The sequence below is a fragment of the Pelagicoccus sp. SDUM812003 genome (genome assembly GCF_031127815.1).
Classification (GTDB): Bacteria; Verrucomicrobiota; Verrucomicrobiia; order Opitutales; family Opitutaceae; genus Pelagicoccus.
Window position 1 is genome coordinate 39500 of sequence record NZ_JARXHY010000005.1, and the last position, 14622, is coordinate 54121.

At 57.8% G+C, this 14622-nt stretch carries 11 protein-coding genes; 4 read left to right on the forward strand and 7 right to left on the reverse strand.

What is annotated here, in order from left to right:
• Entirely contained in the window at positions 1–2583 is a 2583-nt protein-coding gene (locus tag QEH54_RS08635) for a BatD family protein (protein WP_309018258.1), read from the forward strand.
• A gap of 102 nt (positions 2584–2685) precedes the next feature.
• Positions 2686–3294, forward strand: coding sequence for a TlpA disulfide reductase family protein (locus QEH54_RS08640; protein WP_309018259.1), 609 nt, complete (start codon positions 2686–2688; stop codon positions 3292–3294).
• An 88-nt stretch (positions 3295–3382) separates the two neighbouring features.
• On the opposite strand, the gene QEH54_RS08645 is transcribed toward QEH54_RS08640, so the two are convergent.
• Positions 3383–6565 carry a DUF748 domain-containing protein gene (locus QEH54_RS08645; protein ID WP_309018260.1) on the reverse strand — a complete coding sequence of 1061 codons (3183 nt, stop codon included), beginning with the start codon at positions 6563–6565 and terminating at the stop codon, positions 3383–3385.
• 85 nt (positions 6566–6650) lie between these two features.
• Between QEH54_RS08645 and QEH54_RS08650 the strand changes: the two genes are divergently transcribed.
• Positions 6651–7322, forward strand: a complete 672-nt coding sequence (locus QEH54_RS08650) for an HAD family phosphatase (protein ID WP_309018261.1) — start codon at positions 6651–6653, stop codon at positions 7320–7322.
• Between the two features lie 23 nt (positions 7323–7345).
• On the opposite strand, the gene QEH54_RS08655 is transcribed toward QEH54_RS08650, so the two are convergent.
• From QEH54_RS08655 to QEH54_RS08665, 3 genes are all read right to left on the reverse strand, one after another.
• Positions 7346–8107 carry a rhamnogalacturonan acetylesterase gene (locus tag QEH54_RS08655; protein ID WP_309018262.1) on the reverse strand — a complete coding sequence of 254 codons (762 nt, stop codon included), beginning with the start codon at positions 8105–8107 and terminating at the stop codon, positions 7346–7348.
• A 116-nt stretch (positions 8108–8223) separates the two neighbouring features.
• The gene (xylA, locus tag QEH54_RS08660; protein ID WP_309018263.1) at positions 8224–9555 is read right to left on the reverse strand and encodes a xylose isomerase; all 1332 of its coding nucleotides are present in this window, start codon (positions 9553–9555) and stop codon (positions 8224–8226) included.
• Positions 9556–9603: 48 nt separating this feature from the next.
• Positions 9604–11079, reverse strand: a complete 1476-nt coding sequence (locus QEH54_RS08665; RefSeq protein WP_309018264.1) for an FGGY family carbohydrate kinase — start codon at positions 11077–11079, stop codon at positions 9604–9606.
• A gap of 326 nt (positions 11080–11405) precedes the next feature.
• On the opposite strand from QEH54_RS08665, the gene QEH54_RS08670 reads away from it, so the two are divergent.
• A complete protein-coding gene (locus QEH54_RS08670) occupies positions 11406–12230 on the forward strand; it encodes an AraC family transcriptional regulator (protein ID WP_309018265.1) in 825 nt (274 codons plus the stop codon).
• Between the two features lie 55 nt (positions 12231–12285).
• Here QEH54_RS08670 and QEH54_RS08675 read toward each other — a convergent pair whose 3' ends face one another.
• From QEH54_RS08675 to QEH54_RS08685, 3 genes are read right to left on the reverse strand one after another with little or no spacing between them, the layout of a single operon-like run.
• Entirely contained in the window at positions 12286–12885 is a 600-nt protein-coding gene (locus tag QEH54_RS08675; RefSeq protein WP_309018266.1) for a hypothetical protein, read from the reverse strand.
• Entirely contained in the window at positions 12882–13481 is a 600-nt protein-coding gene (locus QEH54_RS08680) for an RNA polymerase sigma factor (protein WP_309018267.1), read from the reverse strand. Before QEH54_RS08680 ends, QEH54_RS08675 begins: the two co-directional genes overlap by 4 nt.
• Positions 13478–14611: a hypothetical protein gene (locus QEH54_RS08685; RefSeq protein ID WP_309018268.1), complete on the reverse strand. Its 1134-nt coding sequence runs from the start codon at positions 14609–14611 to the stop codon at positions 13478–13480. The genes QEH54_RS08680 and QEH54_RS08685 overlap by 4 nt, the downstream gene beginning before the upstream one ends.
• Positions 14612–14622: the final 11 nt, after the last annotated feature.

A 14622-nucleotide genomic window follows, 5' to 3' on the forward strand; every position in this document is an offset into this window, starting at 1 on the left:
ATGCGTTCGACTTGCCGGCTCCTCAGCTTCATCACCGTAATCCTTTCTATCTGCGTATCCACGACTTGGGCGCAGAACGTATTCTGGAGCCCTAGCGGCGGGACCTTCCAGGAGGGCAAGGGAAATTCGCTCGATTTGGTCTTCGACGGATGCGAGCCCGCTGGCGAGCTTGCGCCACCCGATGTGGACGGGCTCAGTCTCACCTTTCGCGGCACCTCCTCATCTACCAACATCGTAAACGGCAGGGTCACACGAAAGGTTATCTATTCCTACCAAGCGGTGCCAAACCGCCGCGGCAGCATCGAAATCCCAAGCTTCACCGTCGATACGGACAAGGGCGACGTTCAGGTCCCGCAAGCTCGCTACACCGTCGTGGAAGCCACCGTAGGATCTTCAGGAGCCAAACCGGAAGACGTATTCCTATCCAGATTTCAACTACGCGATGGCGAGATCTACGCAGGCGAAGTTTTCGAGCTCGACTACTACGCAGGAGCGAAACAGGACTACCAGCTAGTCGATCTTTCTCCCCCCGAGTGGGAGACCAAAGGCCTGGTCACGAACGGCCTAAAGGAAGTGCAGGCGGGCAGCCTGGACCTCGAAGGTCAGCGCTACACCGCGAAAGCCTACAAAGCTCGAGCCATGGCTACCGAAAGCGGCATCCTCGAATTGCCGGGCACCAAGCAGGAAGCGACAATCGTGGTCGGACGAAGGCGCGATTTTCTCTTTCAGGAACCAGTCTACGATTCCTTCGCTATCGAGTCGGAGCCATTTTCCCTGGAGATCTTGCCGCTGCCTGACAACGCCCCGCCGAATTTCTCTGGCGCAGTGGGAGACTTCGAACTGGAATCCCGCGTAGTGCCCGATCAAGTACAAGTCGGCGAACCAGTCACCTGGACGCTGAAGCTGAGTGGCGAAGGCAACTGGCCGGAGGGCATCAGCGTTCCTCAGCGAACGGTTTCCAACAAGTTTCGAGCCATTCAGCCGGAGATCAAAACGGAGTTCGAGCAAGGCGACCTCTTCAAGGGCAGTCAAAGCGAAGATATCGTGCTCATCCCGACCGAAGAAGGCGTATTCAATTTCGGCCCGCTGAGCTTTTCCTATTTCGACCCAAAGCAGGGAGAGTATAAAACCATCGAGATCCCGTCCCAGCGCATCACCGTTTCGCCCGCGGCCGGCAGCCCCGCTCAACCAAGCGCGCCCTCTCCAGCTGGTGACGCCGCATCCACCTTCGCCCCACCCAGCGGAGCCGAAACCTACGACTTCAATCTGGCTGGCGAAAACACCGCTAAGCGCGCTCCCGAGCTGCCCCAGGAACCGCTCGCGAGCAAAACGACGCTCCCCGCTCCGAGAGCTCACTTGTCACTCCTTCCCTACACTTTGGCCGCAATACTAGCCCCGCTCGGAGTCTGGTTCATTTTGGCCATGATCCGCAGTGTAGTCGACGATCCACTACGCCCACGACGCCAAGCGCTCCGAAGATGGAGGAAGCTGACCGATGAGGCGACCGCGAAAGGTGGCGACGCTCTGATCGAGCTGCAGCGGCCGTGGCGACAGGCCCTCGCTGGCTACCTCGGTCTGCAAAACACCGAACCGTCCGCAGAAGAAGTGCGCCTTGCCGCTCTCCAAGCCGGGAACGACGAATTCGCCCGCGAATTTCAATCCCTTTGGACGCTCTCGGACCAGCTTCTGTACGGGGCGAAAAAAACCTCCAGCAGCGATTGGGCTGCCTTGGCGAAGCGATTGGCCAACGCCGCGAAATGCCCGCGCTATCGCCTCGGGCAACTGTTCACTCGCCAGGCTTGGATGGGGGCCGCGGCCGCGCTTTGCCTGCTGCTGGCGCCAGCGACGGAGCTGAGAGCGGACCAGGGAGCTGACGCCTATGAGAGCGGCGATTTCGCGACGGCTGAACAGGCTTGGGTTTCCAGCATCAACGCCGAACCCTATGTATTCGAGCACCGTTACAACGCGGGATTGGCTGCGGCCCAACAACAGGATTGGGGAAGGGCATGGGCCTATTGGGTGGGAGCGTTCTGCCTGAATCCTCACGAACCGCGACTGGAGTGGAACCTGAAGCTCGCCCACGGACATACCGACGCGTACGATCCTGTGCTGCAATCGCTTCTCGAAAAGGATGGCATCCACCGGGTCATCCGCATGCTCTCTCCGGCCGGTTGGCAGCGCCTCGCGATCGGTTCGCTCTGGTTCGCCGGCGGCTTTCTGACGCTGGCAATCCTGACGCTTCACCTCACGCCGTCTCGCCGGTCCTCTTTCCTGCTGTTTCTCGCCTTCGCCCTGTCCGGCACAAATGCCTACTTCAGCAAATGGGCGAGCTCCGAGTACGGCTCCCTATCGGATACGGATGCCCTGCTGGTGACCGCTAGCGTGCCGCTCAATTCCATTCCATCCGAGCTCGACGCCGAACAGATCAGCTCCGCGATCAGCGCCGGAACCATCCTGCGTCCCACCAGAGATTTCTTGGGTTGGCTTAAGGTTACCCTCCCCAATGGCGATATCGGATGGATAAGGCGGGAAAACGTCATGCCTCTCTACGGTCCTATCGATTCCGCTCCCTCCGAGCAGTAGACGGACCAAGGGGACTTTTAGCGCATTGAAGCGCTTTAGGCGTAATTACGCGAAATCACCTCCGTAACAGAGCCGTTTCTCAGGCATACCCAAACGAAACGTATGGAATTTCTAAAGCGACATTGGTCTACTCTCATCCTCATTGTCATATTGGCAGGCTGGCTGGGCATTCGCATGGGCACCGACCGCTGCCCGAGCTGCGTGGTGACTGACATCGCCCAGGACGCGGTCGGAGACGAGGGAAGCCCTGCCGCAAAGTCGGAAGTCTCTCGCCTGCCGAAGCTTGCGGACTGGACCGCGATCGATACCGATGGCGAAGTGGTTGGCAGCGAGTCTCTCAAAGGCAAGGTCGGCGTGCTGGTCTACTGGGCGACCTGGTGCGGCGGGTGCAAAAAGGAGATCCCTGATCTGGTCGCTCTTCGCGAAGAGTTTCCAGAATCAAAAGTGGAGATTATCGGTCTCTCCGTGGACGAGGCCCACAAGGATCTGGAGGCATTTGCCAAGGCTGCGGGCATAAACTACCGAATCGCCCGCGTAACTGAATCAGTCGACAAGGCGATCGGCCCCGTCGATTCGATCCCCACGATCATCCTGATCGATCAGGACGGTCGCGTGCAGTTCCGCCACTCCGGTCTCGTGGAAAAGGAAGCTCTGGCCGAGCGCGTCAGGAGCCTGCTGGTGGAAAAGCCGAGCAACTACGCAGGAATCTAAGCGACCGACGCAAGAGCCACCTCCTTCGATTCACGCCTCGCGGCGAGGCGCCGCACCTATTCCGTCGATAGCGAATCGAAGGCCATCCTTAGTCCGTCAACTTGAGCACGAGGTCCGCCGACTTGCTCATGGCCCCGTCGCCTGCCGCTGTATCAGCGATGAAGATACGGCTAGACTCGATCTCACCGTCGTCGGTGAGAGCTTTCTTAACTGCCAACATGCGCTCGTGACCGAGCTGCCTGATCCACTCCGGATCGAGTTCCAATCGATCTAGACGCTCCAGTACGTAAGCGAATTTTTCCTCAGCGGTGGGTTCCGGCTCCTCTGTCGGCTCCGGAGCTTCGCTGGTTGGCTCGGCCTTGGCGGAAACGGCCTCGCTCGCTTGGGCTACGCCACTATCGGCTTGATCGCTTTTCTGCGAATCATCGCCTCGTTTCAGGCCGATCAAGCGGGCCAAGCGTGTGAGTAGGTTCACCTTTTCCCTCGTTTTCAACGCTTCGTCTGCATCCGCCTTGCTCTTGGGATTCACCTCCGGCTGCTCCGTCTCGATCTCGCTACGCGAATCAGCGATCTGCTGTTGCGCCTCCTGCTCCTTCAGCTGGTCGTAGGAAAGCTCCAAGCCCGCTTGAAAAGCGCTTTGATCGTAATCCGCCAACAAGTCCACCACGCTATTCGGCTCGAAATCCGGATTCGCCAGCACATGTCGGGCGTAGCGCTTTTTTAGATACGCCGACTCCTCATCCATTTTCGTATTTTCAATCAGCTCCAGCCGTAGAGCTGGTCGCTGATTGAGGATTTTCACCAACGAATCCACCTTGCTCCGAGTCTCCCCAGAAATAGCAATGGAACCCGGGTCGAAATGAATCGTGTCCAAATCCTCGCTTCCGCCAACCATGCCAGCGAGGAATTTGAAAGGTGAGGTGGCCGCTTTGAGGACCAAGTTTCCAAACGTCTGCAGAATCAGACCGCCGATGCTCACGTTGGGACTGGAGAGATCCCCGCTGACCCTAAGCCCGTCATAGGAAATCATACCGCTAGGATCCTTGAGGAGACTGATAGCGAAGCCCACAGGCAGATTGATCGCTTCCGAGCTTTCCACGCGATCGCCCAAGGTAAGCTGATCGATTCGAAAGCTATTGGTTCCTTCAAGTTGGCTGTTTCGTATCTTATAGGTGGATACGATTTCAAACTGGCCTTTAGCAAGCTTGCGACCAAGGTAGGTCTCCCAGTACGGACTGATCGCGGTCATGTCGAATCCGTTGACGGTGAGCGACAGATCGCTCTGAGCTTCGGGATCCGCCAACTGGAAGGCACCCTCACCTTTCATCCGGCCTCCTTCGTCGACCTCCGTTGAAATGGAAAAGTTAGCCACTTGAAGCGGATCGGTCGAAAGGTTCTCCACCAGCAACTCGAAATCCGTCAACCGCGTGCGCAGCGTAGAAACCAGTGTACTGTCGGAAAAGTTCAAACCGCCCCCTCTTACAAGAAAGCGATCGAGGCGAACGCTCAGATCTTCTTCTCCAGTGGTCTCGCGAGCGACTTCCACCTGTTTTTCGAAATCCTCCTGTATCCGTTTTTCAATTCTATACAGGTTCAAATCCTCCTCGTCCTGCCAGACGCTGAGACCTGGATCAACCACCTCGACTTCCGCGACCGCCAACTCCTTGCCATCGAAGCGGGCAGATTTTATCGAAAGGCTGGCAAGATTGAAGAACTGCCTTTCCTCATCGAGATGGGCAACCTGGAGATCGGTCAAATCCGCATTGCTCGTCACCGTGATCGATCCCTTCAGGTCGAAGCTCCCGGTAGCGTCGAAGCGAATACGGCCCTTTTCCAGCAAGGCGTTCGCGGCTTCGCTGACATAGGGCTGAAACTGGGAAACATCCAACCCGTTCGCGGAAACGCTGAAATCCCCCCCTTCTTCGAGAGACGCGAGGGCGCCGGAGAGCGACAAAGAACCGTCGAAGGCGCTCAGGTCCACCTGGGCCAAAGCGGAGGCCGAGAGCTCTTCTCCGCGCATCATCGCCGATATTTCTCGTATCGAAATTTCAATGTCACGAAACTCAGTCGAAAAACTGCTCTCCAACGAGCGGTCTTCGAAACGCGCCGCTCCCCCTTCGGCGTTGAATTCCGCCAGCTTGAGGCTGAGGTTGCCCGCTTGGCCTCCGGCTCCGCTTGAGCTAGCCGTCGCGGCGGTAGATGTCTTCATCTGAGGCAAAACCGGAGTCCCTTCTTCGCTCAACGTCAGATCGAGAAACGGATCGAGCAAACCGATGCGGGCGATTTCGATCTCCATCGAGCTGAGTCGCGCCATCAGTCCGCTGAGCGAAAGCGATTGGAATCTAAGGTGTTCCTTGCTCTCGTCGCGCAGCGAAAACCTCCCCAGCCGCGCTTCGCCAGTGACGACGATCTCCGGCGCGGTCTCCCCTTCCGCGGCCATAGTGACATCTACGGCCAGATCGAAACCGGCTTCTCCAGCAAGCTCCGCTAGCATGGTCTCCGAAACGTACGGCTGCAGGCTGCTTAGCTGGACGCCTTGCAGCGAGCTGGAAACCGATAGCGACCAAGGCTCCAAAGACAGGGCTCCGCCCTCCATTTGAAGGCTTCCTCCCGAAGCGATTCTCAGCAAAGCGTCGAAGGTCCAATGATACGCTGAACCATCGCCTCCTACGCCCTCGGTCTCAAGCTCCTTCATTGGCACCGTGCCGAGATTCGCGCCGGTGAGCGACTCGAGCACAAGCGTCTCCTCGTAGGGCGCTTCCAAGCTAAGGTCGCGAAAGTGGATCGTCACGTTTCTGATGTCCGTATCGGAAATTCTTATACGCATCGGTTCACCGCTTGGCTCCGTTTGCTCCTCCTCACCGGACATCTCAGACAGCGAAGCCAGCACATCGTCGAAGCTCATGCTTCCGCCTTCCGTGATCGCGACTCGGGCAGTCACGTCGGAAAGCTCCACTGACTTGATTTCGATTTGTCCGAACACGCTGACGATTTGCGGATTGACTGAAGCGCGTCCGACTTCCAGCAGGGGCTCACCATCTCCCGACACCTGCAGACCATAGAGTCGGGTTTCCAGCGTTAGCGGATTGAAGCTCGCCTTCTCCACGGCGACCTCTCGCCCCAGCATTGCAGGTCCGCGCCTTTCCAGCTGCGATTTCAAGATAGCGGGAACTCCCCAAATGCCAAAGCACAGGTAGAGCGAAAACAGGACCAGCGCGGTCACGATCACGCGTTTCAGCCAAGGACGTTTTACAAGAAAGGAAGCACTCATGTCTCGGGAACAACCTGTTCCAAAGCCCGAATTTTGGCAAGGATTGGGGTTGAGATAAGCTCGCTTTTCCGTCTCAACCCAAAGCGTGATTTCAAATCAGACCTTCGACGCGGTTGTCTGGGACATGGACGGCCTTATCTTTGACACGGAGCGACTGTCCTTTCTGGCGTGGCAGCACGGGGCCAAAGCGCTTGGGCAGACCATCGACGAACCGATGTTCATCCGCCTCATCGGCATGAATGCGGCGCGCATCAAAGCGTGCTTGAAGGAATGGCTTGGATCCTCGGTGGACGTCGAGGAGCTCACCCTCGAAGCCAGTCGGCGCTACGACGAGCTCATCGCCAATGGACCACCCTTGAAGCAAGGCGCCATCGACTGCCTCAGGTTTCTTAAGTCGCAATCCGTACCGCAGGCACTGGCCACCTCCTCCTCGCGGCGCTACGCGGAGCGAAAGCTCGGACACCATCAGCTTCTGGATCTATTCGACACTCTCGTCACCGGCGACCAGGTCGCCCACGGCAAGCCCGATCCAGAGCCTTACCTGACCGCGGCCCAGCGTCTTGGCGTCGATCCCGAGCGCTGCATCGCCTTCGAGGATTCGGTCAACGGAATCCACTCCGCTCACACTGCCGGCATGTTCACCATTCTCGTGCCGGACATGGCGCCGCACGACCAAAGCTCGCTCTCAAAGGTGAAAAAGCAGTTCAGCTCGCTGAGCCACGCCTTGCCCTTTCTGCAGGAGCTGTTCACGCCCTGAACGACACGGCCGGCGAAGAACGGCTAGCGCAGGCGATCCGCTAGCGGGTGCCCCATCTCGCGCAAGGCTCCTGCAAACAGCTCCGCATGAGCCCTAGCCCCCGCCTCGTTTAGGTGGGTGTCATCGCTCTTGCCGTCCGGATAGTTCTCATGCTCTCCCGGCTCCAGATGTAGAAACAGCTTTCGGGATTTCTCCGGTCCGAGTTCGAGCAGCATGTCTCGCGTCAGCGCCTCCATATCGATGTAAGCCGCCTCTACATCCCTAGCCACAGCCTGAGCCGCGTCCGGATATTCCCCATGCGTATCCTGAAGCGTGCCGTCCTCGTTGAACTTGCGGCGGCAAATCGAGCTCAGAATGATCACTTCGGCCCCTTTGGCTTGGGCTTCTTGAGCGAAACGGCGTAGATTGCTCGCATAGCCGTCCCAAGGAGCGGCGTAGCGCGAGGGATCGTGGCTCTTCTGGTCGTTGTGGCCAAATTCCACTATCAGAACGTCGCCTGCTTCAAGCTCCCCCAACGCCTCCTGCCAACGACCTTCGTCGATGAAGCTCTTGCTGCTGCGACCGTTGAGGGCTCGATTCGAAACGGAAACTCCGTCTTCGAAAAACGACTGCAACGCTTCGGCCCAACCGGTTTCGGGACGCCGATCGGCCTCTTTCTGGGCAGCGGTGGAATCACCGATCACCACAATGGAAATCGGATCGGCCTGCGGCTTGGCCTGAAGACCTTGGACGCCCATCAAGCACAATGACGCAGCGAGGAGAAAAACGAACCTGAGCAATGGCATGAGCGATAGCTTGGCAGGCTTTTCCCCAACGCGCCAGCACATCGTTAGAAAACGAAACAGGCGCGGCTGACGCCGCGCCTGTTCACTACGAATGAATAGAATCTATAAAAGACCTACTAGAACAAAAAGTCGTTGATGATCTGTTCGTAGCGTTCCTGCTTGCCGCTGATGAGCTTTGGCTCGCCACCGTTTTTGCCGATCTCGTAAACGTCTTCCAAGGTGAGCTCGCCCTTTTCGAAAGCGGCGCCCTTGCCGGAGTCGAAGCTCGCGTAGCGTTCCTTGCGCATGCCCGGAAGCTTGGAATCGTTGAGCACCTTCTCCGCGATCAGGGCAGCGCGAGCGAACGCGTCCATGCCTGCGACGTGAGCGATGAAGATATCTTCGAGATCCGTGCTGTTGCGACGGGTCTTGGCGTCGAAGTTCACGCCACCGCCTTGCAGACCGCCAGCGCGGAGGAATACCAACATCGCTTCGGTGAGCTCGTTGATGTTCATGGCGAACTGGTCAGTGTCCCAACCGTTCTGGTAGTCGCCGCGATTGGCGTCGATGCTGCCGAGCAATCCAGCGTCCGCAGCTACCTGCAGCTCGTGCTCGAAGGTGTGGCCAGCGAGGGTCGCGTGGTTCACTTCGATGTTGATCTTGAAGTCGTCGAGCAAGTCGTACTGACGCAGGAAGCCGATCACGGTTTCGCAGTCGAAGTCGTACTGGTGCTTGGAAGGCTCTGCTGGCTTCGGCTCGATGAAGAAGGTTCCCTTGAAGCCGTTCTTGCGAGCGTAGTCGCGAGCGAGCGTCAGCATGCGAGCAAGGTGCTCCTTCTCGCGCTTCATGTCGGTGTTGAGCAAGGACATGTAGCCTTCGCGGCCGCCCCAGAAAACGTAGTTTTCACCACCGAGAGCGATGGTCGCGTCGATCGCGTTCTTCAGCTGAGCGCCTGCGTAGGCGACCGTGGCGAAGTCCGGATTGGTGGAGGCGCCGTTCATGTAGCGCGGGTTGCTGAAGAGGTTGGCGGTACCCCAGAGCAGTTTCACGCCAGAAGCGGACATCTTCTCTTTCACGTACTCGACGGCAGCCTTCAGATTGGCTTCCGACTCGGAGAAGGTCGCGCCCTCTTCCACCATGTCGACATCGTGGAAACAGAAGTAGGGAGCTCCAATCTTCGTGATGAACTCGAACGCGGCGTCGGCCTTGTTCTTGGCGCGCTCCACGGCGTTTGCGCCTTCAGACCATGGGAAAACCTTGGTGCCAGGGCCGAAGGGGTCTCCACCCACTCCGCAGAAGGTATGCCAGTAGGCGATGGAGAACTTGAACAGGTCCTTCATCTTCTTGCCGCAAACTTCCTGATCCGGGTTGTACCACTTAAAAGCGAGCGGATTGTCGCTGTCGCGACCTTCGAACTTAATCTCCCCAATGCCTGGGAAGTACTCTTTGTCTCCTGTGATGATGCTCATATGCGATGATGATTTGTTAAATCGATGGGGGTTTGAAGGTTAGGTTTCTTAAGAGAGTTTTGCGTGCAGCGCCGACTTCCAGCGCTCGTAGGCTTCGGAGTAAGCTCCGCTTTTCGGCTCGATCGTTCCGACCTGCTTCAAGGAGGAGAACGCTTCCTCCAGCGATCCGTAGACGCCTGCTCCCACGCCCGCTCCGCGAGCAGCTCCCAGGGAGCCATCCGTCTCGTAAAGCTCGATCCCAGCTCCGCTCACGCCGGCCAGGGTTTCGCAAAATAGCGGACTGAGGAACATGTTGGCCTTGCCGGCCCGAATTTTGGTGATGTCCAGCCCAAGCGGCTTCATCAGCTCGATGCCGTACTGGAAGGAGAACACGATGCCCTCCTGCAAGGCCCGGCAAAGGTGACCGCGTCCGTGGCGATTGAAATCGAGTCCGGCCATGCTGGCGCCTGGATTGCGGTTGCAAAGCACGCGCTCGGCTCCGTTGCCGAACGGCAAGGCGGTGAGGCCTTCGGATCCCACCGGCACCGCTTCCGCGAGCTTATTCATCTCGGGATAGGAAAGCCCGCCAAGCATGCGGCGTGTCCACGAATTGAAAATGCCAGTGCCATTGATGCACAGCAGAACGCCCAAGCGCGGCGCCTCTGCGGTGTGATTGACGTGGAGAAAGGTGTTCACGCGGGACTGCGGATCGTATTTCACCTGGTCGGTGACGCCGTAAACGACACCGGAAGTGCCTGCGGTCGCGGCGATTTCGCCAGGTTGCAGCACGTTGAGCGACAGAGCGTTGTTAGGCTGATCGCCCGCTCGATAAGCGACTGGAGTGCCTGCATGTAGACCGAAGTCGTCCGCCGCCTTCTTCGTAAGCTTCGCTTGTACCGAAAATGTGGGTACGACCTCGGGAATGAGATCAGGGGAAAACCCGGACTGCTCCAACAGAAAATCGCAGATCTGATTGTTCTTGAAATCCCAGAAAATTCCTTCCGAGAGGCCCGACGCGGTGGTCTGCGCCTCGCCCGTCAGCTTCATGGCCAGCCAATCGCCCGGGAGCATGACCTTGTCGATCTTAGCGTAGATCTCCGGCTGGTTCTCCTTAACCCAAGCCAGCTTCATCGCAGTGAAATTGCCGGGAGAGTTCAGCAAATGCGCTAGGCACTTTTCGCCTCCGATGGCATCGAACGCGGCTTGTCCATAGCTGACGGCGCGACTGTCGCACCAGATAATAGCGGGCCGAAGCACTTCCTTCGCCTTGTCGACGCAAACCAGGCCATGCATCTGATAGGAGATACCGATGCCTTCCACGGACTCGCCAGTGATGCGGGCAGCGGTCATCGCCTCGCGAACCGCGATGCGGGCGTTGTCATACCAGGTCTGCGGATCCTGCTCGGCGAAACCCGCTTGCGGGGATTCGATGACCAGCTCCTCCTTGGGAGCGAACGCGTCACCTACGCAAGCGCCAGTCTCTATGTCTAGCACAGCGGCCTTCACGGAAGAGCTGCCAACGTCGATACCAATCAAATAAGCCATGTCGGGAAGTGAATCTGGGTTAACTCGTAAAATGGGGAGGGTCGGGAGTATCGCATGATTCTCGAAATTTCGCCTTTAAAATCCGCTCAAATACTAGCATTATTTTCTCACTCTTTCTTCTGACGCAAAAATCGAGCCGCTACGTTTTGTCTTTCAACATCTTACGTAGCGCAAAAAACTCGTAAGTTCGCGTACTAAAGGAAAGACCGCAGCGTAAATGGAGGAACAGAAGCATTAAGAACCCATCAACCGAGTTAATTCAAGGTATTGTCGCGGAGGGAATTAACTACTTCGACGATCCGCAGTACCCCCTCACCGCGCGCCGCGTGAAATCTGGGCAGGAGCACAAGATCACCCACGAGCACGACCTCACGGAGGTCCGGCATACGCACGACTTTTGCGAACTCGCTCTCATCACCAAGGGAAGCGCCATGCATTGGCTCGAAGGGGCGGAGTTCCCCATTTCGGCTGGCGACGTCTTCGTGCTCCAAGGCAAGCAGGCCCACTACTACTACGACCTGCAAGGGCTGGAGATGATCAACATCATGTACGATCCCAGCCAACTGAACCTCCCTGAGAATCGTCTCAGAAAGATCCCCGGCTATCGAGCCCTCTTCTTGCTCGAACCGCTTTTTCGCAAGCAGCACAAGTTCACCAGCCACCTCCACCTCCGCCGCTCCTCGCTGGCCCATTGCGAGCGCATCGCCAGCGAGCTGGAAACGGAAATCCACGAGCAGCAGGAAGGCTACGAAGTAGCGATGTTCAGCAAGTTCGTCGAGCTGGTCGTCTATCTGTCGCGCTTGTACCACAAGTCGGAATCCACCAACGCGGAAGCCCTTCTGCGCGTGGCGAAGGTGATCGGATCCATCGAAGACGAGTTTGCGAGGCCTTGGAAAATCGAGGACTTCGCCGCCATGGCCCACATGTCGCGCAGCAACTTCATGCGCGTCTTTCGCACCGCCACCGGACAGACGCCGATCGACTACTTGCTCAATCTGCGCATCCAAAAATCAACTACGCTGCTCACTCGCACGAACCGACCCGTTTCCGAAATCGCGTTCGAGGTCGGCTTCAATGACAGCAACTACTTCTCGCGTCAGTTCAAACGAGCGCATGGCACCTCGCCTTTGAGCTACCGCAGAGCTCACTAAAAAGGCGCTCCCTAAAAAGGGCGCCCGATGGGATCGAAGAGCTACGCGACGCAAACTAGGCGTTGCTGTCCTGCTCGATCCTTTTGCGCAAGCTGGACGGCACGAAACTATCCGCGAGAAATCCAAGAGCTCCCTTAGCGTCCGAAAGAACGTACTCGATCTCCTGATCCAGCGGATTCTTCCAACCGGCGCCCATCTCCAGCAGGTTGTCGCCTAAGTCCTCCACCGTCTCGACCGACGCGTCGTCCGGCAACGCTTGCACGATCTGGGTGGCGGTCTCCACGTCTTGACGATGGCTCATCCAGTTCTGCACGGCATAAATGGCGATGGCGCAGGCGATGGCTCCGGACCCGATGGATCGAACCCACGGAACCCAAGCGGAGGAAGCTGGGGCGTCCTCTTCCTTGCGAGCGAGTTCCGCAGCATAGTCCTCCCGCGTGATTTGCGTCATCACGCGATTCGCCATGCCTTCGCATTCCCACGCCGTATTCGACGTTTCGCTACGCTTTCGCAAGCAGCGAGTCAGCTCGTCACCGCGGCGAAGCTCCTCCTCGAGCGCATTATCCTTAGAGCAAGCGGCTCGCAGCCACTTCGGCAGCGGCTTGTCGCTCGCCTGATACCAGTTGATTAGAAATCTGTTGATCGCTTGTTTCATACCTGTTCCTCCCTTCCGGCGGACTTTCTCATCTTCTTGAGCTGGTTTCGGGCTCTGAAGAGGATGATCTTAACATTGGTCTGGGACTTTCCCAGAATGCGCGAAATCTCCTCGATCGAAAGGTCGTCGACGTATTTCAGGGTCAAGGCCTCTCGAAAAACCGGTTTCAGCGAAGTCGCCGCCTCCCAGACCCAGGAAAGTTCGTCCTCCTGCGAGGCCTCCTCGTCTGGCGTCTGCGACGTTTCGACTAGATCGTACTCCAGCGACTCGGTCGGCTTGGTATCGCGGAAATGGTTGTAGGCGGTGCGGCGGGCGATGGTGTAAAGCCAGGTGGAAAAGCTGTAACGATTGTCGTAGCGGTGCAGGTTCCGGTAAGCCTTCACAAACGTATCCTGCACCAGATCCTCCGCATCCTGGCGGTTCCGAGTGTAGCGATAGAGGAAGTTGCACAGCCGCGCCTGATGCTCGCTCACCAGAGCGGCGAAATCGGAACGCGTCATCACGTCTCCGTTGGGAGTCGTGCTTCGTTCGCTTACGTTTTGAGCAGCGCTGGCCACTGGTTCGATTCCTGTCAAAAAGCTGGCTACGTCGTTCATGATCCGCGGGCGCTGCACTCCTGGCAACACTCGATCGCGGATCGCGCGAGTTCTTGCGTAGGTGCGATACGCGTTTCCTGGTTTGACTTTGCGGGCGCGGAGCTGGAGCGCGGCTGGGCCTTCTCCTGAGGCGCCGCTTGCTGATGGCCTTCCTGAGCTTCCGTAGGCCGTCCGGCTCCATGGGCCTTGCCACCCTTTTCCTGGATGATGTCCGAAAGCAAATCCCTCACCTTCTCCACTGGATACCTAAAATCGATCGATACCCAGCTCCTACCCTGCTCCACCTGCACGCGATTCACCACATCCATCAGCCCTTCGTTCTCTACTTGAGCGAATGAAGCCAAAGCCAGCATGCCTTGCACGATTCGGTAGAGCTGCGTCGAGACCTCTGGTCCGGAGGTGGATAGCACGAGATTGGCTCGAAAATCCTCCTTGTCCTCGCCGATGGAGAGCTGGCCGCCCTTGGTCTTCTGCAAAATGCGAGCCTGCGGCGGCATGTTTTTCAGTCCATCGAGCCCGGTTGCCGTGGCGATGAGAAAGAAGCCCTCCTCCTCGTTCAACAGCAGGCCGCTCGGATCGTTCTCCAGACTGGCCGATTTTCCTTGCACCACCTGATAGGCCGCTTCGATCTGCTCGTACTGCTTGCTCGCGATGAGCAGCTTCTTGTTCGGAAAGGCGAAATAGAGTTCCTCGTCGAGCACGTAGGAGGCGAACGGGCGGTCTTCCACCCGCTTGAAATTGATCTCGGAATCCTCCTGCAGCTCTTGGTGCGCGATGAATCCATCGAAAATAGTCTGCAGGCGCTCGCCGGTCTCCACCAGCAGCACCCCATCAATCTCCCCGCTCTCCACTCCCAAGGTTTCGCCGTAGGCGGTGACGGAATGGATCTCAGCGAGCAGTTGGTCGATATCCACCGTCACCGATCCCTGATTGTTCCGGGCGATCTCCTCCTTGAGATGACCGATCGCCATCCCGCTGAGCGATGCCTTCATCACTTGCTCCATGTCTATGTGGGCGAGCCACTTAGCATCCTTGGCAACGTTAGATTTCTCGAGTGGCGCCGCGATGATTGCTTGAGCCGCAATACAGGCTCCCGCGAAAAGTCGTCCTACTAATTTGATGCTAGTCATATTCGTTTGGT